The sequence below is a fragment of the Kordiimonas sp. SCSIO 12610 genome (genome assembly GCF_024398015.1).
Classification (GTDB): Bacteria; Pseudomonadota; Alphaproteobacteria; order Sphingomonadales; family Kordiimonadaceae; genus CANLMI01.
In genome coordinates, this window is record NZ_CP073747.1 from 2,882,638 (window position 1) to 2,905,260 (window position 22,623).

13 protein-coding genes are annotated in these 22,623 nt (G+C 46.0%); 6 read left to right on the forward strand and 7 right to left on the reverse strand.

Features of this window, described 5'->3' with window-relative positions; translation table 11 throughout:
- The first annotated feature begins 14 nt into the window (after window positions 1–14).
- Genes KFF44_RS13330 through dgcA form a run of 3 tightly spaced genes read left to right on the forward strand, consistent with a single transcriptional unit; the run spans window position 15 to window position 3,670 of the window.
- Entirely contained in the window at window positions 15–1,820 is a 1,806-nt protein-coding gene (locus KFF44_RS13330) for an acyclic terpene utilization AtuA family protein (protein ID WP_255934963.1), read from the forward strand.
- Complete coding sequence (locus tag KFF44_RS13335; protein WP_255934964.1) at window positions 1,817–2,626, forward strand: enoyl-CoA hydratase/isomerase family protein; 810 nt, start codon at window positions 1,817–1,819, stop codon at window positions 2,624–2,626. Before KFF44_RS13330 ends, KFF44_RS13335 begins: the two co-directional genes overlap by 4 nt.
- A gap of 51 nt (window positions 2,627–2,677) precedes the next feature.
- Window positions 2,678–3,670 (forward strand): N-acetyl-D-Glu racemase DgcA, encoded by a 993-nt coding sequence (dgcA, locus tag KFF44_RS13340; RefSeq protein ID WP_255934965.1) that lies wholly within the window; start codon window positions 2,678–2,680, stop codon window positions 3,668–3,670.
- A gap of 20 nt (window positions 3,671–3,690) precedes the next feature.
- Here dgcA and KFF44_RS13345 read toward each other — a convergent pair whose 3' ends face one another.
- Window positions 3,691–4,701: a cytochrome-c peroxidase gene (locus tag KFF44_RS13345; RefSeq protein WP_370691109.1), complete on the reverse strand. Its 1,011-nt coding sequence runs from the start codon at window positions 4,699–4,701 to the stop codon at window positions 3,691–3,693.
- A gap of 220 nt (window positions 4,702–4,921) precedes the next feature.
- Here KFF44_RS13345 and katG point away from each other — a divergent pair, with 220 nt between their 5' ends.
- A complete protein-coding gene (katG, locus tag KFF44_RS13350) occupies window positions 4,922–7,144 on the forward strand; it encodes a catalase/peroxidase HPI (RefSeq protein WP_255934974.1) in 2,223 nt (740 codons plus the stop codon).
- 81 nt (window positions 7,145–7,225) lie between these two features.
- Here katG and KFF44_RS13355 read toward each other — a convergent pair whose 3' ends face one another.
- The 5 genes from KFF44_RS13355 to KFF44_RS13375 form a co-directional block, all read right to left on the reverse strand.
- A complete protein-coding gene (locus tag KFF44_RS13355; protein WP_255934975.1) occupies window positions 7,226–8,986 on the reverse strand; it encodes a flotillin family protein in 1,761 nt (586 codons plus the stop codon).
- Window positions 8,987–9,037: 51 nt separating this feature from the next.
- Complete coding sequence (locus KFF44_RS13360; protein WP_255934978.1) at window positions 9,038–9,706, reverse strand: YqiJ family protein; 669 nt, start codon at window positions 9,704–9,706, stop codon at window positions 9,038–9,040.
- A 64-nt stretch (window positions 9,707–9,770) separates the two neighbouring features.
- Entirely contained in the window at window positions 9,771–10,439 is a 669-nt protein-coding gene (locus KFF44_RS13365) for a PspA/IM30 family protein (protein ID WP_255934979.1), read from the reverse strand.
- 17 nt (window positions 10,440–10,456) lie between these two features.
- Complete coding sequence (locus KFF44_RS13370; RefSeq protein WP_255934980.1) at window positions 10,457–10,978, reverse strand: hypothetical protein; 522 nt, start codon at window positions 10,976–10,978, stop codon at window positions 10,457–10,459.
- A 202-nt stretch (window positions 10,979–11,180) separates the two neighbouring features.
- Window positions 11,181–16,835, reverse strand: coding sequence for an autotransporter domain-containing protein (locus tag KFF44_RS13375; RefSeq protein ID WP_255934998.1), 5,655 nt, complete (start codon window positions 16,833–16,835; stop codon window positions 11,181–11,183).
- A gap of 552 nt (window positions 16,836–17,387) precedes the next feature.
- Here KFF44_RS13375 and KFF44_RS13380 point away from each other — a divergent pair.
- On the forward strand, window positions 17,388–19,538 hold the full coding sequence (locus tag KFF44_RS13380) for a TonB-dependent siderophore receptor (RefSeq protein ID WP_255935000.1): 2,151 nt from the start codon (window positions 17,388–17,390) through the stop codon (window positions 19,536–19,538).
- 74 nt (window positions 19,539–19,612) lie between these two features.
- On the opposite strand, the gene KFF44_RS13385 is transcribed toward KFF44_RS13380, so the two are convergent.
- Entirely contained in the window at window positions 19,613–20,860 is a 1,248-nt protein-coding gene (locus KFF44_RS13385) for a NupC/NupG family nucleoside CNT transporter (RefSeq protein WP_255935002.1), read from the reverse strand.
- 259 nt (window positions 20,861–21,119) lie between these two features.
- Between KFF44_RS13385 and glpD the strand changes: the two genes are divergently transcribed.
- A complete protein-coding gene (gene glpD / locus KFF44_RS13390; RefSeq protein ID WP_255935004.1) occupies window positions 21,120–22,616 on the forward strand; it encodes a glycerol-3-phosphate dehydrogenase in 1,497 nt (498 codons plus the stop codon).
- Window positions 22,617–22,623 lie beyond the last annotated feature (7 nt).

The window sequence follows — 22,623 nt, forward strand, 5'->3', positions numbered from 1 at the left end:
GGAGCGCAAAAGTCATGGCTGACAAACCAATTAAGATCGGTGGTGCCTGTGGGTATTGGGGCGAGAGCGCGGTGTCCACCCCCCAACTCCTGCAAGTCGTAGGCCTCGACTATATTGTTTATGATTACCTGGCTGAAATCACCATGTCGATCATGGCGCGCGCGCGTGCTTCAGACCCAGAGAAAGGATATGCCACCGATTTTATCAGCGCTGTTTTGAAACCCAACCTGAAAGCTATCGCCGATAAGGGTGTCAAAATCCTCTCTAACGCTGGCGGCGTGAACCCCGAAGCCTGCGGGAAGATTGTGCGTAGCCTAGTTCAAAGTCGTGGGCTGGATTTGAAGGTCGCCGTCATCACAGGTGATGACTTAATGCCTCAATTGACAAAAATCACTGAACAAGCACCAACCGAGATGTTTACAGGTGGTAGCTTTCCTAGCCCAGATAAAGTTGCCAGTATGAACGCCTATTTGGGCGCAGCGCCTGTTGTGGCAGCGCTTGCAGGCGGCGCCGATATTGTTATCACAGGCAGGTGCGCTGATAGCGCGCTTACCCTTGCAGCATGTCAGCATGAATTTGGCTGGCAGGATACGGATTATGACCTCTTAGCGGTAGGAAGCTTAGCTGGGCACCTCCTCGAATGTGGTCCTCAGGCCACTGGTGGTAATTTTACCGATTGGCATCTGGTTGCTGATACCATTCATAATATCGGTTACCCTATTGCAGAAATTAGCGCTGATGGTTCCATGATTATCAGCAAACCTGAGAATACTGGCGGTTTGGTATCTGTAGGAACTGTCAGCGAGCAACTTGTTTATGAAATCGAAGACCCACAGAATTATATGCTCCCTGACGTCATATGTGACTTGTCAGATGTTAAAATCCTCGAAATCGCGCAAAACCGGGCCGCCGTATCAGGCGCAAAAGGCAAGCCGCCAACCGGGAAATATAAAGTTTCAACCACCTACATGGACGGATACAAATGCGGTGCATTGATGACATTTGTTGGGTACGAGGCCGCCAAGAAGGCTGAAACTCTCAGTAATGCAATTTTCAAGCGCGCAGAGGCCATACTTCGCGCAAGTAATGCTGGTGAATATACGGAAAAATCAACCGAATTGATCGGGAATGATAGCCAGTTCGGTGGGGCAGATACTGGTTCGCGCGAGGTCACCCTGAAGATCGCGGCCAAACATCCTCGGGCAGAGGCCATTGGCTTATTACTAAAGGAAATGGCAGGAATTGGTCTTGCTACCCCCGCTGGCCTAACCGCATTTAATGCAAGCCGACCAAAGCCAATGCCTGTGGTAAGGCTGTTTTCATTTCTGATTGATGCAGACCAGTTAGATATCCAATGCGAGTTTGATAATAGCAAAATCGATTTACCGCATATGAGCCCTCCATTGGCTACAACAGATACTGTGAGGCCAAATCCTCCTAAAAAACTAAGCTTCAATGGCAATGATGAAGTGCCTCTAATTGACCTTGCTTGGGCGCGAAGTGGTGATAAGGGTGACAGAGCAAATGTCGGCATCATTGCGCGCAGGCCTGAATATCTGCCCTATATCTGGCATTCGCTGACGGAAGAGAGTGTGAAAAAACATTTTGCCCATTTCAATCCGTCCTCGGTTGAACGTTTCCTTATGCCCGGCATGAATGCGATCAATTTTATATTGCATGACGTTCTTGGTGGCGGCGGCGTTGCAAGCTTACGCGCTGATCCGCAGGGAAAAGCTTACGGGCAAATTCTTCTGCACTATATGATCAAAGTTCCTGAAGATATCATGGGCATGATAAATGAAGAGAAAGCCACATCATGACAAATATTCCTGAAACCACCGCAATTACTACGAATTTACGGGACGGCTGGCTGCAAATTGTATTCAATATGCCGGAAAGTCGCAACGCGCTTTCGGACAAAATGGTGGCAGATATCAAGGCCGTTTTAAACGCTGTTAGGGATGACCGAAGCGTTCGCGGTATTAGCTTTCGCGGCAATGGTGGTGTTTTCTGTGCTGGCGGAGACCTAAAGGGTTTTCGATCAATCCATGAAAAAGGTGTTGAGGCAAAAGGTGAAGCTGAAAGCTTAAGCAAAAGTGCTGGTGAATTTTTTGCCATGATCGCGGATATGCCGCAAATTACCATAGCCTTGGTCGAAGGTGCTGCGATGGCTGGCGGCTTTGGGGTTGCTTGTTGCTGCGACATCATCACCTCAACCACTAACGCTAAATATGCCCTTACGGAGACGCGCATTGGCATTACGCCAGCGCAGATTGCGCCCTATATTCTGGCTCGCCTAGGCGCAATAACTGGCAAACGGATGATGTTACTCGGCTCGCGCTTTGACGGAAAAACCGCGCATGAGCTCGGTTTGGTAGATTACACTGTCGATACCCCTGACGCTTTAACAACCATCGAAGATAAAATAAAATCAGAAACCTTCGCTTGTGCACCCAACGCCGTGGCCGTAACCAAGGAAATCATCAGACAGGTTCAATCAGGTTTACCAACTGACGAATTTATCAAAGTTGCCGCCAATGCTTTTGCAAATGGGCTAACGAGTAATGAAGGGCGCGAAGGCATCGCATCATTTCTTGAGAAACGTCACCCCAAGTGGGCCGAATAACTCACCAGCTTTAGCCTTGAGCTATTGGTTGAATTTACGTAAACATGCGGAATGAATACTAAAAGAACCCTAACAATCACGGAAGATACTTGGCGCTTAAAAAAGCCGTTCATCATTGCTCGTGGCTCACGTACCGAAACTAAAACCATAACCGTTCACATCAGCGAAAATAGTCATACCGGCAGGGGCGAAGCCGTCGCCTCACCAAGGTACGGCGAGAGCAATGCCTCCATTATCGATGAGATAGAAAATCTCCGTAGTGATATTGAAAACGGTATTTCCATTGAGAACTTGCAAACTATCCTGCCAGCGGGATCTGCTCGCAATGCTATCGACAATGCCCTTTGGGATTTAAGTGCCAAGCTATCTAATACCACTGTGGGAATTGCGTCCGGCCTTGGTTCCCCAAACGGTATCAAAACCGTCCAAACAATCAGTATTTTATCGCCTGACGAAGTTTTTAAAGAGGCGCGGTCCCTCGCGGGTTTTCCGGTCCTCAAACTAAAGCTCGATAATTCTCTTGTTTCGGAACGTGTTCAGGCAGCACGCTCTGGCGCACCAAATTCAAAGATCATTATTGATGCCAATGAAAGCTGGACACCTGATAGCCTCAACAAAAATCTTTCTATGCTCGCAGATATGAAGATTTCGATGCTTGAACAACCCCTTCCAGCAAACAAAGATGAAACCCTAATAAACCTGAATGCACCAATTCCTATTTTCGCTGATGAAAGTTGCCATGTTACGGCGGACCTTGTTAACCTTCGAGACAAATATCAGGGCATTAATATCAAACTCGATAAAACTGGTGGCTTAAGCGAGGCTATCAAGCTTTATAAGGCAGCCAAAGACATGGATTTTGAGGTCATGGTTGGCTGTATGCTTGGGACATCGCTTGGTATGGCACCAGCTTTATTCATCGCCCAACATGCAGCGTATGTTGACGTTGATGCCCCTGCACTTCTTGCTGAAGACCGGGACCATCACCTTACCATTCACAACGGTGATGTTTCTGATCTAAACCCCAGTCTTTGGGGCGCCTGATACTATTCACCCCTTCATACTCATTTCAAGTCATCAAGTGTTCGCGTATTATCAAGCGCCTTTAGAAAGGCGACGATATCCTTGGTTTCTTCAGGGGTAAATTTAATACCCAACTGATGCCATCCGGTATCCGATACAGCCTGATCCAACTCAAAGACCGCTCCATCATGGAAATAAGGCGCTGTCTGAGCGACATTGCGAAGCGTTGGTACCTTGAAAAGATAATTATGACGACGCTTGCCCGTAACCTCTGCCCTGCCCTTATCATCCGTATTCGGATATGGGTTAACGAGTCCCATCTTCATAAACAGCTCACCCCCCATTAAGGGGCCATTATGGCAGCCATTGCATCCGCTTTTGATAAAGGTATAAAGCCCCTTTTTTTCTTGCTCATTCAGGGCATTGTCATCCCCAGCGAGAAAATCATCAAAACGATCCTGCGTTACTAATGTTCGCTGGAAAGCTGCCAAAGCCTCAGCAATAGTATCAAAGGTTATCGGATCAGATAAATCTGAAAAAGCCGCTGTAAATGCTTGTCTGTATTCTGCGGACTTTGACAATCTTTCAATCGCTATTTCCTCTGATGGCAAGGCCATTTCATGGTGCGTTAATATCGGACTTTTGGCCTGTTCCGCTAAATTTTCTGCCCGACCATCCCAAAATTGGACAAACTGAAAACCTGCATTCCACACAGTTGGGCTATTCCTACGCCCTTCAATACCAAGTGCACCAACCGACACTCGCAAATTATCAGTTCCTGAGCCTCCATCACGTAATTCATGGCATGAATTACATGACTGTGTTTCATTCCCAGACAAGGCTGTTTCAAAAAATAATTTTCTACCTAATGCTATACGCTCGATTGTGTCATTTTCGCTTCCAGGCATCTTTTCCGGCAACTGTCCGAAAACCGCGTTAGCCAAGGCACGCAGATCATCCTCGGCAACCGATTGCATGGAGCTACTCAGAATTATCAAAATTGCCACTAAAAAAGATTTCACCGCGCTTATCCAATCAACAGGAACTTTCATCGGTTAATGTACCGACATTTCAAGCAGGAACAAACAGCTTAATAAATTAAATAGTTAACTATAACGCTATATATAAATTTATTAAATCGATTAATAGTATTCAATAATTCAATTGTTAAAAATCTAATATTCATTGGATAATGGCCTCGTTTTTAGAAATAGCACAGATCATATGATCGATTTACTAAGTTTTTAAATTCGAACTTTATGGAGGTTTTCGATGTTTAAAAAAGCTAGACCGATAGCGGCGACCCTGGTTCTCGCTCTATCCACGACAATCATGTCACCTGCAATTTCCGTTGCAGAAGATAATACTGTACAAAGCCCAAAATTCTGGTGGCCCGACCAACTTGACCTAAGCCCGCTTCGCGCCCATGACGTTAAATCTGACCCGCTAAAGGGTGAATTTGACTATGTAAGCGCATTCAACAGCTTAGACCTTGATGCTGTCAAAGGCGACATCCGCGAAGTTCTTACAACATCGCAGGATTGGTGGCCTGCTGATTATGGGCACTATGGTCCATTCTTCATTCGCCTTGCATGGCACGCAGCAGGCACATACCGTGTGCATGATGGCCGCGGCGGCGCAGGCGGCGGACAGCAACGTTTTGACCCACTTAATAGCTGGCCTGACAACGGCAACCTGGACAAAGCCCGCCGTCTTTTATGGCCTGTAAAACAAAAATACGGCCGCAATATTTCCTGGGGTGATCTAATTGCCCTAACCGGTAACGTTTCCCTTGAAGACATGGGTTTCAAAACATTTGGTTTCGCGGGCGGTCGCGTTGATAACTGGGAGCCGGATCTTGTATACTGGGGCCGTGAAAAGAGCTTCCTTTCAAACAAGAAACGTTATGACAAAGACGGTAACCTTGAAAAGCCACTAGCTGCTGTCGAGCAAGGCCTGATTTACGTGAACCCACAAGGCCCACACGGCAACCCTGATCCGCTTGCTTCTGCGAAAGATATTCGCCTTTCATTTGGTCGTATGGCGATGAACGACGAGGAAATCGTAGCGCTAATCGCCGGTGGTCACACATTCGGTAAAGCGCACGGCGCGAAGCGCGGCAAAGACTGCGTTGGTGCAGAACCTGCTGCTGCTGCCATCGAAGAACAAGGTTTCGGTTGGAAAAACAAATGCGGTAAAGGTAATGCAGGTGCCACACACACAAGTGGTTTCGAAGGCGCCTGGACTGTTACACCGACACAGTGGACAACAAACTACCTCGATAACCTCTTCGGTTTCGAATGGAAGAAATCTGAAAGCCCGTCAGGTGCTATCCAGTGGATTCCAACTGACGAAGCTGCTAATCAGCTCGTTCCAGATGCGCATGACCCAACAAAACGTCACGCGCCAATCATGTTCACAACTGACATTGCAATCAAAGAAGATCCAGAATTCAGAAAAATCGCTGAAAGCTTCCTTGATGACCCAGAAAAGTATGAGCTTGCATTTGCTAAAGCATGGTTCAAACTTAACCACCGTGATCTTGGCCCACGTGCTCGTTACTTGGGTAAAGAAGTCCCACAGGAAGCGTTAATCTGGCAGGACCCGATCCCGGCTGTTAACCACGACCTTGTAAACGACCGCGATGTGAAATCCTTGAAGTCAGAGATTTTGAACTCCGGCCTCAGCGTATCCGAGCTTGTTAGAACGGCTTGGGCTTCTGCTGCCAGCTACCGCGGCACAGACATGCGCGGCGGCGCTGATGGTGGCCGCTTAGCACTTGCTCCTCAGAAGGACTGGGCTGTCAACAACCCAGCTGAGGTTTCAAAAGTACTTGGCAAGTTGGAAGGCATTCAGAAGTCATTCAACGCAAAATCAAGCAAAAAGAAAATCTCGCTTGCTGATTTGATCGTTCTTGGCGGCGCTGCTGCGATTGAGAAAGCAGCTAAAGATGCTGGTCATTCTGTAAACGTTCCGTTCAAGCCAGGCCGCATGGATGCAACGCAGGCAATGACTGATGTTAAATCCTTCGGTGTTCTCGAGCCACATGCAGATGGTTTCCGTAACTACTATAGTGACGATAGCTATCTTGCACCGCTTGATGCCTTGATTGACCGTGCTGCGTTCCTTGACCTTACGGTACCAGAAATGACTGTACTTATCGGTGGTATGCGTTCACTTGACGCAAACATTGGCGGCGCGGATTACGGCGTATTCACCGACAAACCGGGCACACTCAATAATGATTTCTTTGTAAATCTTTTGGATATGTCTACAGAGTGGTCAAAATCTTCCAAGTCAGAAGGTATCTACGAAGGCCGTGACCGCAAAACGGGTGAACTGAAATGGGAAGCAACGCCGATCGACCTGATCTTCGGCTCAAACGCAGAACTACGCGCTGTGGCTGAATATTATGGCTACGATAATGCAGACGAAACATTCGCAAATGATTTTGTTACTGCATGGACCAAGGTTATGAACCTTGGCCGCTTCTAAGCCTTAGACCATTACAGTCTATAAAAACAAAAGCCCCGAAACAATTCGGGGCTTTTTCATTATTTGAGATGAACCAAATATCTACTCTGAGGTATCCTTATCAGTTCCCTTAAAACTCTCAGTAAATCCATTCAAGTCATCGGATTTCAGACCAACTTCAGATAATAACGAATCCACCAGCGGTGCCTGAGCGCGGTATTTAAGGGCCGAAGAAACTACCTTATCGGCTAAATTATCGCCGCCGGTTGTAGCTCCAGACACCTCACCGGATGCCGCTGTTGCACCGTTTAGTCCGTCAAGCTGGATAATTTTGATATCATCAATATTCTCCATTGGTTTCGCGCTTTCACGGATAATTGCCTCAAGATTTTCAATCAATTCGAGCTTCACACGCATTGCAACCTGTTCGTTGGACAAGAGGTTCGCAGCCTCATTAAGGGCCTGATTACCTGTTGCTTCAACCGCATAACGAATTTCAGCAGCAGCCGCGCGCATTTTCTCTGCTTCTGCTTCCGCCTCAGCCGTAATGCGGGCTTCGTCCGCTTCACCGCGTGCTTTCTCACGAATAGCTTCTGCTGTATCCGTTGCTGCAATTTTCTCTGCTTCAGCGGCAATTTTTATCGCGATCGCTTCTCTTTCCGCTTCCTTCGCGGCTTCAATCAGTTCGATCTGCTTTTGCCTATCTGCGATTTCAGTTTCACGCGCGGTTGACACTTTCTCTTCTGCCTGAACCGCCAGTGCCCTTGCCTGATCGGCTTCTGCTGCCGCCTCAGATTGCTCTTTGGATTTGACACTAATCGCAATATCGCGCTCTTGCTCGGCTAGCTCTACCGCTTTACGGCGTTCGATATCCTGCGTTTCAACAGCACGGTCTTTCGCGATATCTCGCTCTTTGATAAGCTTATCTTTCTCGATCCGCTCTTCTTCAACCGCACGCTCGGATGTAATCGAAGAGGTCTGAACTTGCTGGTTCGCAATAATTTTAGCCTGCTCGGCCTCACGTTCTTTGTCCGCTTGCTCCTTAGCAATTTCTGCGACCTGTGCCGCGCGGCGAATTTCAACTTCACGCTCTTGAGCGAGGCGAGCGTATTCTTCTTCCTTATCGATCTCTAGCGTTTCTTTAGCCGCTTGCAGGTTCTTGTTTTTGATCTGAACAGCAGTATCCTGCTCAATATCATTTCTGATTTTCTTCCGCTGTTCGATTTCTTCGGTCAGGCGCGTTAGACCCTCAGCATCAAACGCATTGTTTGGATTGAAATACTCCATACCTGTTTGATCCAGGCCAGTCAGTGATACTGTTTCCAACTCTAAACCGTTCTTGAGCAAATCTTCGGACACCACTTGCTGCACTTTCTGAACGAAATCAACGCGCTGCTCGTGCAGGTCCTCCATTGTCATTTCCGCTGCAACCGAGCGAAGGGCGTCAACAAATTTACCTTCCACGAGATCCTTCAGCTTTTCAGGCTGCATGGTCCGCGCTCCAAGTGTTTGGGCCGCATTTGCAATGGCATCATCGGTTGGCTGCACGCGTACATAAAATTCTGCAACCACATCTACCCGCATCCGGTCACGCGTAATAAGCGCCTGCTCATTCGCTCTGTGAACCGCAAGCCGGAGCGTGTTCATATTTACTGGAATAATTTCATGCAAGACCGGAAATACAACTGAGCCACCGTTTTTAATGACTTTCTGACCACGCCATCCAGTTCGAACATAACTGACCTCTTTACTTGCTCGGGTATATAATCGAGCAATAATTACTCCCATTAATAAAAAAGAAAATAGTAGAAAACCAACGATAGCTGTAATTAAAGTAGTGCTGTCGAGTGCATTGAATTCCATAAGTCTACTCCCTTGACTTTGGATTGAAAGATTGAACGTAAACGCGCAGGTTTAATCGTCCGTCATAAATTCTTTGGTGTTTGCAATGACGTAAAAAAGAGCTTGTTCTTTGCGAACAATAATCACGTCATCACCCTGGTTGAACGAAGCGTCATCCATGTCGGGTTCCGCCATAAAATAGTGATCTTGACCAAACTGATCAGCAAGCTTGATTTGTGCTGGATTGCCGCGCCCCATAGTGCCCAGAACCACTTTGGCTGAATGGCCGACAAAACTATCCGTCTTAACCGCTGATGTTTCATCCTTCGGCATTATTTTCGCCAAGACACCAGCAAAAAATCGGACCACTGGCAAACAAATCAGAAGGCTGCTGATACTAGCAACAAAACCATTTACTGTACTACCGAGAATGGCTGCGAGAACCCCTTGGAAAACAATACCAGTTAGTCCAAAGGCCGTTAAAAAGGCAATCATAATGACGATCACAGGCACCTCGCGGAAGCGAAGCCATGATAGGAATTCACCAAAGGCACCGCTATCACCAACATCGCCAGCATCAAGGTCTATATCTGCTTCGGGAAAGATACTATCCAGTAAGCCTGAAAGCGCAAACCCCACAACTGCGCCAATACCTTCCAGAACACCTATTGCGATCACAAGACCCAAGGCAACCGAGAATGCGATATTTTCTGGCGCTAAAAATAATTCTATGACTGTCAATAAATCCCCCTCTCGCTACTAAAAACCAATAATCAATATTTTCTTGATCAAGAAAAGAGGAAATTTATGCTTGCTTATCTTTTATAGCCTTCAAACGTTCCTGAATGGCGTTCTTCTTTGATAATTCTTCTAGTTCAGCCAATTTAACTGACGTTTCGTCAAGTGCATCACCGCTTGGTAAACTACCTGCGACACGCTCAAAAACTCTTGTCGCTGCTTCCACCTTGGCATTAACATCGCTATTTGGGTTCGGTTGATTGTCACCATCCAGTATTTGGTTCTGAGCGGCTGCCGCCTGATGTTTTTTATAGTCATCCAGTTCCTGAAGCATTTCGCTTCGCTTGCCTTTTAAGGCCTTTATGTAACCTTCAAGCTCTTGTTCACGCTCTGAGTAATCTTTAACCGATGCTTCCAATATTGGAACCTGCGCTTCCAGGTCCATCTGACGCGCAATCGCAGCCTCTGCAAGATCATCTCTATTTTCGGCAATAGCCACTTCAACCTGACTGGTTAGTTCTTCATGCTTGTTGCTGTTTTCAGTAAGTTGCTTACTGGCTAAATGTTTATCAGCCGTAATTTTGCCATAGGAAACACGAACCTCAGCAATTGCATCATCAATTTCCCGTAACGCTTGTTCCATAACGGCTTCAGGGGCTGCATTTTCAATCGCATCAATCATCGCATTGATACTGCCACTTATTATTCGACCTACTCGGTCACCTAATTTTGCCATAAAAGCTCCTCACTTGTTTATTTATTGAAAATAGTAGTTAGTTTCTCAGCTTCACTGTCACTCAGCTGTTTATGCTGCCCAGAATCCAAAAGGGTTTTCAGCGCCGGAAGGAACACAGCCAACTGCATCAAGCATTCATACTCCAAGCCCCCCAATTCAGAATATGGTTCACTTCCGGCACCGAAATTTTGTTTATCACTATTTTTTGGGCTGCCCTGAACCCTACCCTCCACTTGATACTGTCCTAATGACGCAATCATTTTTGGAAGCCACGCCGACATTAAGGATAGGACAGGATAACTTTCACCCTTTAATCGTTCCTCAGCACGTAACTTGGCGGCTAGTGGGCGCAATAATTCTTCGCATTGTGCGTATAGTCCCTCAAATGTCTCGGCCTGCTCGCTTCTTATTCGTTCTGTTTGAACCAGGTACCTAACTTTTTCGCTCATGGTAATGGCGTCAGGCTCCTTCAGGTCTGCGATAAAAGCAGCATCCTTTTGCGATAAACGTACACTAAGTGGAATTGGCTTTTGACTCATAGCACCCCAACACGTTTTGCATGCTTTTTATTACCTATGATTTAATATGTATGCATTTGTATACATATTTCAAGGGCCATCTATAACTTTTTTCATATTGATGAATATCCAACCCTTGTTCGAAGAAAACAAAAAAAGGCCACAAGCGCGAACTTGTGGCCGAGTTGGGTGGTTAGGGAATTTTTGTTTTGGATCGCCCTCCTTAGAAAGCGAACCTAATGCGTGCTACACCAGCGTGGCTATTGAAGTCAGAGCGATATTCACCCTCGTAGCCAAGTGTGATTGATGTGTTTCCGCTAGTGAAAATGCCGAGTGACGCATCAACTTCGAAGCTTGAAGCTGTTGGGTCAACACCAGTGAGCGCAAAGTTGTTGCCACCAGCAAAGCTTGCGTTCAGGCTGCGGGCTTCGTCAGCAAGGTCATAGTACCAACCAACAGAAACCTGCGGTACAAGTTTGAAACCATCATTTTCGATTGGAAGTGCGAACTTTGCACCAACCCCAGTTTCAAAGATTGTTACGCTATCGGCATCCACAACAAGGTTCAGTCCACCAATTTCAGTAAAATCACTTTGTGAAATATTAGCATACTGAAGACTTGCGAATGGAGAGAACTCCAGATCACCGAGGTTTGCTTTGTAACCAGCAGTTACTTTTGCTGAGAACTGATCAACATCAAAGTCTGAAGAGATCGTATCAACAATTGCTTGACGGCTACTGTCAGCATTACCGAAGACATATGCAAGAGCACCGTTAACAAATGTTCCTTCATCTTCATATGATGCATAAGCATTCAAGCTGTAGCTGTCGATTGAAGTCTCTTCAAACGCTCCGCTTGTTTCCTCAACATCAATATCAGAGTATGAGAAAGCAACACCCGCACGAACATTATCAGCAATTGCTGTGTCCGCACCGATTACAAAACCATAACTGTCAGCATCATAACCAGAGAAGGTCAATCCACCTTCGCTATCACGGTCTGCTGTACGGCCGAACGCTTGACCCCAGATCGCGTTACCTTCAGCGTCACCACCAAGGCGGCTATCAATAAGGCTCAGAACCTGGTTCTGTGTTTCATAAACTTCACGTGTCACACCCTCATTTAGGGTTGGAAGCAAGCTGGAAGCAGCAAGTTCAAACTGACGGTTGTTTGTGAAGCCGTTGATGGCATTTGCATTTGCAGCGAAAGCAGCATCGCCGTTACCTGCCTGCAATGCACCAGCGAACGCAGAACCGAACGATGAAACATTTACATCATTTGAAAGCGCAGCAAGGTTAACAACTGTCGGCGTTACTGAAACAGCATTTGATGAAGCCACAACATTGAAATCAACGAGGAAGTTGTTTTCAGGAGCAAATGACACACCATTGTTTGTCAAAGTACCTGTTGTAGTAATCAAATTAGTAGCTTGGCCAAAGCTTAGGCTTGTTACATCTGTGAAGTTTAGCGAAACTTGGCTAGCATTTCCAAATGTCGCATTACCGTCAACATTGATAATCTCTCCGAGATCAAAGTTAACAAGGCCGTCAACTGCAACATCACTTGCAACATTGATTGTACCCACAACATCCAGTGAACCACCAGCAAGGATGTTCACTTGGTTGCTACCCGTACCAAGATCAATATCGCCAGAGATAGAGCCACCAGAGATGTTCAGAACATCATCGCCAGCACCAGTTAACACACCGCCAACTAGGTCGCCTGAGTTATTGATGATCACATTGCCGAATGATGTACTTGCATCAATCGCAGCCGTTGCACCTGAAATCGTGCCTGAGTTCGTAATATCGCCAGCAAAAGTGATATTTTCAAGCAAGATTCCTGCTGATGTTTCAGAAGCAATGGTACCAGTGTTATCGATATCTAGGTTAACAACTGGACGCATCATGTTAGGTGGATAGAACACGCGGAGGCCAGCAGCTTCACCAGAAGCAAGAGCAGTACCACGACCCTGAATAATACCCGCGTTCGAGATAGTGTGCGTGCGCTCACCAGCGAGGGCCTGAATAGAAACACCTGAACCATTGTTGCCAGCGCCTGCATCAATCACACCACCAGCAAGGTTGTTCAGTGTTACATTGTTGGCTGTGCCATCAAAGTAAACTGTACCATTACGCTGATCGCCTGTACCAAGGATTGAACCACTGTTGTTAACAGTAAGACCGATACCGTCGATGTTAAGTGCGCGACTTCCTGATGAAATTGTACCGAAGTTGTTTACAACACCACCAGTGTGATCAGCGCCAGCGCCGTCAACCGGGTTACCGAAGTAAAGACCGTTTTGTGCACCGGAGATAACACCACCAGCTTCGTTCGTCAGTGTACCCTGGAAACTGATACCGTTTACAAAACGGATACCTGCTGTTGTACCCTGTGTGCTCTCTGAGTTGATTGTACCAGAGTTCGTGATTGTTCCGTCAAACACACCGATGTTGCCAACGTTACCGATACGAACACCGTCGCCTGCAGCGTTTTCAGCAGCAGAAGCCTGACCGCGACCCTGAATAGTGCCAGAGTTGATAAGGTCAAATGTGTTGCCGTCTGCAGCAATCTCTGCACCGAAGCCTGAACCTGTGTTACCAGCGCCTGCGTCCACGAGACCAGCGTTGTTGAAAGTGAAGTCCTGTGCAGTGCTGTCAGCATATACTGTACCGTTACGCTGGTTGCCTGTACCGATGATTTCACCAGTTGCAAGGTTGTTTACTTCAAGGCCGATACCATCGATGTTAAGGGCACGGCTGTCAGAAGAGATCGTGCCAGCGTTGTTGACAACACCACCAGTGTGATCAGCGCCAGCGCCGTCAACCGGGTTACCGAAGTAAAGACCGTTTTGTGCACCGGAGATTACACCACCAGCTTCGTTCGTCAGTGTACCCTGGAAGCTGATACCGTTTACAAAACGGATACCTGCTGTTGTACCCTGTGTGCTCTCTGAGTTGATTGTACCAGAGTTTGTGATTGTTCCGTCAAACACACCGATGTTGCCAACGTTACCAATGCGAACACCGTCACCTGCAGCGTTTTCAGCAGCAGAAGCCTGACCGCGACCCTGAATAGTACCAGAGTTGATAAGGTCAAATGTGTTACCGTCTGCAGCAATCTCTGCACCGAAGCCTGAACCTGTGTTACCAGCGCCTGCGTCCACGAGACCAGCGTTGTTGAAAGTAAAGTCCTGTGCAGTGCTGTCAGCATATACTGTACCGTTACGCTGGTTGCCTGTACCGATGATTTCACCAGTTGCAAGGTTGTTCACTTCAAGGCCGATACCGTCGATGTTAAGTGCGCGACTTCCTGATGAAATTGTACCGAAGTTGTTTACAACACCACCAGTGTGATCAGCGCCAGCGCCGTCAACCGGGTTACCGAAGTAAAGACCGTTTTGTGCACCGGAGATAACACCACCAGCTTCGTTCGTCAGTGTACCCTGGAAGCTGATACCGTTTACAAAACGGATACCTGCTGTTGTACCCTGTGTGCTCTCTGAGTTGATTGTACCAGAGTTTGTGATTGTTCCGTCAAACACACCGATGTTGCCAACGTTACCAATGCGAACACCGTCACCTGCAGCGTTTTCAGCAGCAGAAGCCTGACCGCGACCCTGAATAGTACCAGAGTTGATAAGGTCAAATGTGTTACCGTCTGCAGCAATCTCTGCACCGAAGCCTGAACCTGTGTTACCAGCGCCTGCGTCCACGAGACCAGCGTTGTTGAAAGTAAAGTCCTGTGCAGTGCTGTCAGCATATACTGTACCGTTACGCTGGTTGCCTGTACCGATGATTTCACCAGTTGCAAGGTTGTTAACAGTAAGACCGATACCGTCGATGTTAAGTGCGCGACTTCCTGATGAAATTGTACCGAAGTTGTTTACAACACCACCAGTGTGATCAGCGCCAGCGCCGTCAACCGGGTTACCGAAGTAAAGACCGTTTTGTGCACCAGAGATAACACCACCAGCTTCGTTCGTCAGTGTACCCTGGAAGCTGATACCGTTTACAAAACGGATACCTGCTGTTGTACCCTGTGTGCTCTCTGAGTTGATTGTACCAGAGTTTGTGATTGTTCCATCAAACACACCGATGTTGCCAACGTTACCAATGCGAACACCGTCACCTGCAGCGTTTTCAGCAGCAGAAGCCTGACCGCGACCCTGAATAGTGCCAGAGTTGATAAGGTCAAATGTGTTACCGTCTGCAGCAATCTCTGCACCGAAGCCTGAACCAGTGTTACCAGCGCCTGCGTCCACAAGACCGGCGTTGTTGAAAGTGAAGTCCTGTGCAGTGCTGTCAGCATATACTGTACCGTTACGCTGGTTGCCTGTACCAAGAATTAAGCCTGTGTTGTTCACTTCAAGACCGATACCATCGATGTTAAGGGCACGGCTGTCAGAAGAGATCGTACCAGCGTTGTTTACAACACCACCAGTGTGATCAGCACCAGCGCCGTCAACCGGGTTACCGAAGTAAAGACCGTTTTGTGCACCGGAAATTGTTCCAGTGTTTGTTAGTGTACCCTGGAAGCTAATACCGTTTACGAAACGGATACCTGCTGTTGTACCCTGTGTGCTCTCTGAGTTAATTTCGCCAGAGTTCGTGATTGTTCCATCAAACACACCGATGTTGCCAACGTTACCAATGCGGACACCGTCGCCTGCAGCGTTTTCAGCAGCAGAAGCCTGTCCGCGACCCTGAATAGTACCAGAGTTGATAAGATCAAATGTGTTCGCACCATCAGCAGCACCGCCGATTTCAGCACCAAAACCTGATCCTGTGTTGCCTTCACCTGCATCAACAGAGCCTGCGTTATTGAACGTAAAGTCATCAGCAGTACCATCAGCATATACTGTACCGTTACGCTGGTTGCCTGTACCGATGATTTCACCAGATGCAAGGTTGTTTACTTCAAGGCCGATACCATCGATATTAAGCGCGCGGCTATCAGAAGAGATCGTCCCAGCGTTGTTGACAACACCACCAGTGTGGTCACCGCCGCCTGCAGGCGTTGGGTTACCGAAATACACACCATTCTGTGTACCAGAGATAACACCGCCAACTTCGTTGGTTAGCGTACCCTGGAAGGAAACTCCATTAACAGCACGGAAACCAGCAACAGTACCGTTAGCACCTTCAGAAGAAATAGTTCCTGAATTTGTGATTGTACCCGTAAACAAACCTGTCGTCGTCGCATCAAGTGCACCGCCAACGCGTGTGCGCTCAAGGCGGATACCATCGCCTGCTGTTGCAAGGCCTGCACCCTCGTTACCACGACCAGCTATCGTGCCAGAATTGATAATATCAAAATCTGTACCTTCCGCTGCAAGTTCAGCCGAGAAGCCTGCACCAATCTGACCTGCACCAGCATCAATTGTGCCGCTGTTTGTCAACGAAAAGTTGTTCGCTGTCACATTAGAGTAAACAGTGCCATTGCGCTGACTTAATGTACCCAAAATAGAGCCATCATTAACAATCGCTGCATTCAAGCCATTAATTTCAATAGCACGCGAGTCGGCAGTAATAGAGCCAGTATTAGTATTGTTAATAATAATGCCGTTGCCATTTAATGTTAGCGTGTTGGTAACACCAGTTGTTGAGAGTGTTCCTGCATTGTTAACGATAACATCGTTGTTGTTAACAGTCAGAAGCGGTGCCCCCGCAACAGTGCTTGTACTTCCAGTGTCAACGAGGATGGTTTCACCATCAACCTGGCTTGTACGTGACTGGTTGTCACCATTTGGGATTATTGTTTGGGCAGATACAGCGCCAGAAAGCGCCATTGCCAATAATGATGTCGAAGCCATTAGCCTCTTGTTTAAGAAACGAGCGGTATGTGCCGAATCTATTTTACCAAATTTCTTGCTCACTTTTGTCTCCTATAAGTGATTATTCAAGAAAATCGGGGAAGGTTATTTGATGCCACCCATGTGGTTTATACTAAGGAAATTATAAATCTGCCCCAGATCTTCGAGGGGCAAGAAACGTCAAAATTCAAGCGATTGAAAGTAAAGTAAGTGTTATTTTCATGAATTCGCATTCAGCTAGATTAACAACCGTTCATGATCCTTTTTTTAGTAAACTAGAAATCATTTTTTTCTTTATTTAACAAATACTTATAGAGATTAAAATGAAGACATCAATGTGTAAACAGAAATTAATTTTTGGTTAATTTTGTGCAAAAAAAATTTCACTATGAGCACAATTCTATCACTTTTCATTTCTCTCAATCTTCTTCATCTAACGTTCATATTTGCCTCCAGATCACCATCTGAATAGTGTGATAAAAGTGCATCAGTTTTTGCCAAAGCCGAAATTAAATGCGAATAATATTGATATTCATTCTTAATAATATATAAGCACGACCAACGAGAATTATTGCGAATAATTCTTAATAACACCAAAAACTCGTGGAATGACGAATGAGTACAAAACTTAAAAGTATATTATATATGAGCACAATTATGGTGAGCCTAACCGGCACAGCCTATGCTCAAGACGTTAACACTGCAGATCAAGATGCATATGATGCATATGATGAAGAAATCATCGTTACCGGTCGCTACTTATATAGTGATCAAGTCAATGCGCTGAAAACTCCAACACCCATTATCGACGTTCCACAGAGTCTCTCGATCATCACCGCTGACCAAATTGTCCGCCAAGGTATCGATAGCATTAGCGACATCACACTTTACACGCCTGGTATTACAAGTTCCCAGGGTGAAGGGCACCGCGATGCTGTTGTGTTCCGGGGGGTACGCTCAACAGCTGATTTCTACCTCGACGGCGTCCGTGATGACGTACAGTATTATCGCTCGCTTTATAACTTGGAACAAGTTGAAGTACTTCGCGGTCCAAACGCTCTTCTATTCGGTCGTGGCGGCACAGGTGGTCTTATTAACCGCGTGACGAAAAAAGGTGTGATTGGCGAAGATTTCGTTGGCTACCTAGGGAGTGTAGATACTTTCGGTGCTTATACTATTCAAGCTGATGCCAACTTTACCGTCAGCGACAATGCAGCATTCCGTATCAATGGATACTATGAAAGCCTGAATAACCACCGTGATTTCTTCGACGGCGATCGTTATGGTATTAATCCAACAGCACGTATTGAACTTTCAGATGCAACAACATTGAATGTTTCGTACGAATATAACAATAACGAACGCTTTGTTGATCGTGGTATCCCCGCCGGCGCAGATGGTCGCCCCGCAGAGCAGCTTGTTGATATTACTTTTGGTGACCCAGAATTAAATACAACAACTTTCGAAGGCCACACAATTCGCGCCACTGTTGAACATGAATTCTCTGAGAGTTTAAAAGGGAATTTCAACGCTTTCTACGGCGATTATGATAAGCTTTATTCTAATTTCTTTCCGGTAAGCTTTAATGAAGACACCAATGTCGTTGGTCTTGATGGCTATATTGATACAACTCAGCGCAAGAATTTGGTTTTATCTACAAATTTAGTCGGTGAGTTTAAGACGGGTAGCATTGGACATACATTCTTCGTTGGGGGCGAATATATTGATACTTCCAATAACAACGACCGTTTCAATGCCTTCTTTGATCAAACGCAAGATGATATTGAGTTTTTCACAGCAACTCGTCCGCTAAACTTTGCCAATGGCATTGGTACAAATGCAAGTGGCCTTCCAACAGCAAACAGCTTTAATGTTGATCTTAATGACGATACTGAAGCAGACGTTGAAGTATTCTCAGTATACATTCAGGATCAAATCGAAATTTCTGAGCATTTAGACCTTTTAATTGGTGGTCGTTTCGATAGCTTTGATATTACAGTTGATAACATTGAGACATTCATTGAAACCGGTGAGCGCGATATCAGAGAGCGCCGCGATTCCGAATTCTCTCCGCGTCTTGGTCTAGTCTTTAAACCGCAGGAAAATATTTCGATTTATGGTAGCTTTAGCGAGAGCTTCTTGCCAAGGAGTGGTGAGCAGTTTGCGGATATCAATCCACCTGACGATGCGCTTGACCCTAACACATTCCAGACGATTGAAGCTGGTTTGAAATGGGACTTTGCGAATGGCCTTAGTTTTACAGCCGCTATCTTTGAAAACGAACAAAGCTCGCCGCAGGTTGCTGATAACGACCCCGGAACGCTTGATGTAATCGACAGCGAAATCCGTGGTATCGAAGCACAAATTCAAGGTCAGATCACCGATCAGTTCTTTATTACTGCGGGCTATAGTTACCTTGAGGGTAATCAGGTTAACGATGATGGCAGTGAAGGCCTTCGTGTTCGTGAATTACCAGAGCATACCTTCAATATCTGGGGTAATTATCAAGTTACTGATCGCCTTGGTTTTGGTGTAGGCCTAACGTATCAGGACGAAAGTTTTGCTGATAATGGCAACAACACAACATTGCCTGATTTCGTTCGAATTGACGCTGCTGCATACTATGACTTAAACGACAGTGTTCGCCTTCAGGTTAATATTGAGAACCTAACTGATACTGAATATTTCCCGAACGCACACACAGCAAACAATATCACAGTAGGCGCGCCTCTTAACGCTCGCTTTACAATTACTGGCCGCTTCTAAAGTTAGTCAGTAGTTAAATAATCAGAAAACCCGGTCACTCATTTGATGCGCCGGGTTTTTTATACACAGTCCAGTCACACTAAAATTATCGCAGCTACAGCGGCCGTGGTGCCGGTTGTCAAGTTCCCCGCGAGCCAAGCACGCCAACCAAGCGAGGCAACTTCAGAACGCTTAGAAGGGGCCAATGCACCAAATGTTGCTATCTGAAGCCCTATACTCGCGAGGTTTGCGAACCCACATAATGCATATGTCATAATAATAGCAGATCGGGGGCTAAGTTCGGTCTCGGAAAGTGTAGAAAGGTGCTGATAAGCAATAAACTCATTTAAGATTGCCTTGGTACCCATCAACTGCCCAGCAACATGCGCTTCTTCGTAAGGAATACCGAAGGCCAACACAATAGGTGAGAATATCCAGCCAAATATCCGGTTTACCGTCAATGGCTCACCAGACACAGAAGGTAATATTCCGAGAAGCTCATTGATAATAAAAACGAGCGCGAAGATTACGATAAGCATTGCCATAACGCTCAGAAAAACCTTCAGGCCATCTTCAACGCCGCTCACAAGAGCATCCAAAGTACTATCGTATTTAATAGACTGATCGAAGTCTGTACCTTTTGTTTTGGTTTCACCTGGTACCATGATTTTTGCAAATAAGAGAGACGCAGGAAGCGAGATTAGTGAAGCGGTTAGGATATGCCCCGTTGCATCAGAAACCACCCCTTCAATCACGCTTGCATATAGAACCAACACTGCCCCAGAAACTGTTGAGAGCCCTGCAACCATTACCATAAATAGTTCGGTTCGCCCCATTTGCGCAATGTACGCACGAATTATCAAAGGGCTTTCCACTACACCCAAAAAGAAATTCGCGCCGGTACCAAGGCCCACCGCTCCACTAACGCCCAAGGTGCGTTGCAGGGCAAAACTTAGGCCTTTGATTGCTTTTGGCAAAACCCGCCAATGCCAGAGAATTGCCGATATTGCTGCCATGACAAGGATAATGGGAAGGATTTCGAATGCGATTATTAACGTGCTGCTTCCCTCCTTTACATCAAACGGTAGTTCTCCCCCTCCTAAATACCCGAACATATAAGCAGAACCAGCTCTACTCGCTTTTTCCAAAACCTGAATGAGCACACCAGCCTTTGCTATAACGTTTTGAAGAAACTCAATCCTCAGCAGGAGGAAAGCCAAGACCAATTGCAGGATAACAGCACCTATGGACCACTTTAAGGGAAAGGCGCGACGATTTTCGCTGAATAACCAAGCGACAAAAATCAAAAACATAAGTCCTAAAACTGGCTGGATTAGTATCATAAAAGATAACGCTCTCTCGATTAAAAATTAATGCAAAAACCATCAAAGCCGATTTTGATGAAAAACTCAGCAGCTCCAACGTTGCCCAACTTTTATGCTTAACACTCATACAAAGATGCAAATAATCATTTTCTGTTGAACACAGATTTTCTTAATTGTTCGCATTAAAACAATTTTATCAATTTTATTTTCGTTTACGAACATTTTGATTTATTATATAATCTAAATAATCGATAAATTCAGCGTCTGTAGTTTTGATATGTATGATCTTCTAATCATTGGTGGCGGCATTAACGGCGCGGGTATAGCACGCGATGCAGCCGGTCGCGGGTTGAAGGTATTATTGGTTGAAAAAGATGACCTCGCATCTCATACATCGTCAGCCAGCACCAAACTTATCCACGGCGGCCTAAGGTATCTGGAATATTATGATTTTGCTCTTGTGAGAAAAGCCCTGAAAGAGCGGGAGGTTCTCCTTAGGGCCGCACCACACATCATCTGGCCACTTAGATTTGTGTTACCCTATCATAGCGGCCTAAGACCTGCGTGGCTGATCAGGCTTGGCCTTTTCATTTACGACCATATCGGCGGGAGAAAACTTCTCCCAGCAACAAAAACATTGAAACGCAGCAAACACGATAAGCTAAACCCGCTCACCGACAATTTTTCCCTGGCTTTCGAATATTCAGACTGTTGGGTTGATGATGCGCGCCTTGTTGTCTTAAACGCTGTTGATGCAGCAAATCATGGCGCTGATATTCTAACACAGACCGAATGTATTAATTTGACGCGTTCAAATGACTTCTGGACAGCAGATCTTTTAACGAAAGATGGCGCCAATTATCAAATCACCAGCAAGGCAATTATCAATGCAGCTGGCCCTTGGGTTGAAACGCTGGCTTCCCGTGCTGACAAAACCCTTGGCGATAAAGCAAAAGTGCGCCTTGTGAAAGGTAGTCATATCATCATCAACAAACATTTCGACGGCGATCACGCGTTCTTTTTTCAAAATGCTGATGGACGAATTATTTTCGCTATCCCCTATGAAAACAATAACTTCACACTTATTGGCACTACTGACTTGTCCTATGATGGAGATAAGGATGATGTTCAGATTTCTGACGAAGAAATTCAGTATTTATGCGCGTCTGCAAACGAGTATTTCAAAAATAAAATTGACCCAAATGATGTAGTTGCTACCTACTCGGGGGTGCGCCCGCTTTATGATGATAAGGCAGCGGACGCTTCTGCAGTCACTCGTGATTATATTTTATCTTATGATAATGATGGCGGCGCCCCCATTCTCTCAATTTTCGGTGGTAAAATAACCACGTACCGCAAGCTCGCAGAGGATAGCCTAGCTTTATTCCAAGATGCTTTACTAAACATACAAAAGCGCGAATGGACAAACGGCACACCGCTACCTGGCGGGGATATTGAAAACGCTGACTTTGATGGTTTCTTCAAAACACTTTTAGAGCAGTATAATTGGCTGGATACAACTGTTCTTCGCCGCCTGGCTCGTTGCTACGGAACCCAAATCCATAATATTCTTCAAGATGTTGAAGGCGTGAACGACTTAGGTGCACACTATGGCTTTGGCTTGTACCACAAAGAAGTTGAATATCTGCAAACCCACGAATTCGCAAAGTCTGTTGACGATATCCTCTTTAGACGAACCAAACTCGGCCTATATTTTACCGACGATCAAAAAAACGCTTTAGAATTAGCACTCTCTGACCTTCTTCATGACTAATTCCACT

Excerpts from the sequence above, each read along its gene's own strand:
- KFF44_RS13330 (WP_255934963.1), top strand. The coding sequence starts at position 15 with ATGGCTGACAAACCAATTAAGATCGGTGGTGCCTGTGGGTATTGGGGC.
- KFF44_RS13335 (WP_255934964.1), top strand. The coding sequence starts at position 1,817 with ATGACAAATATTCCTGAAACCACCGCAATTACTACGAATTTACGGGAC.
- dgcA (WP_255934965.1), top strand. The coding sequence starts at position 2,678 with ATGAATACTAAAAGAACCCTAACAATCACGGAAGATACTTGGCGCTTA.
- KFF44_RS13345 (WP_370691109.1), bottom strand. The coding sequence starts at position 4,701 with ATGAAAGTTCCTGTTGATTGGATAAGCGCGGTGAAATCTTTTTTAGTG.
- katG (WP_255934974.1), top strand. The coding sequence starts at position 4,922 with ATGTTTAAAAAAGCTAGACCGATAGCGGCGACCCTGGTTCTCGCTCTA.
- KFF44_RS13355 (WP_255934975.1), bottom strand. The coding sequence starts at position 8,986 with ATGGAATTCAATGCACTCGACAGCACTACTTTAATTACAGCTATCGTT.
- KFF44_RS13365 (WP_255934979.1), bottom strand. The coding sequence starts at position 10,439 with ATGGCAAAATTAGGTGACCGAGTAGGTCGAATAATAAGTGGCAGTATC.
- KFF44_RS13370 (WP_255934980.1), bottom strand. The coding sequence starts at position 10,978 with ATGAGTCAAAAGCCAATTCCACTTAGTGTACGTTTATCGCAAAAGGAT.
- KFF44_RS13380 (WP_255935000.1), top strand. The coding sequence starts at position 17,388 with ATGAGTACAAAACTTAAAAGTATATTATATATGAGCACAATTATGGTG.
- KFF44_RS13385 (WP_255935002.1), bottom strand. The coding sequence starts at position 20,860 with ATGATACTAATCCAGCCAGTTTTAGGACTTATGTTTTTGATTTTTGTC.
- glpD (WP_255935004.1), top strand. The coding sequence starts at position 21,120 with ATGTATGATCTTCTAATCATTGGTGGCGGCATTAACGGCGCGGGTATA.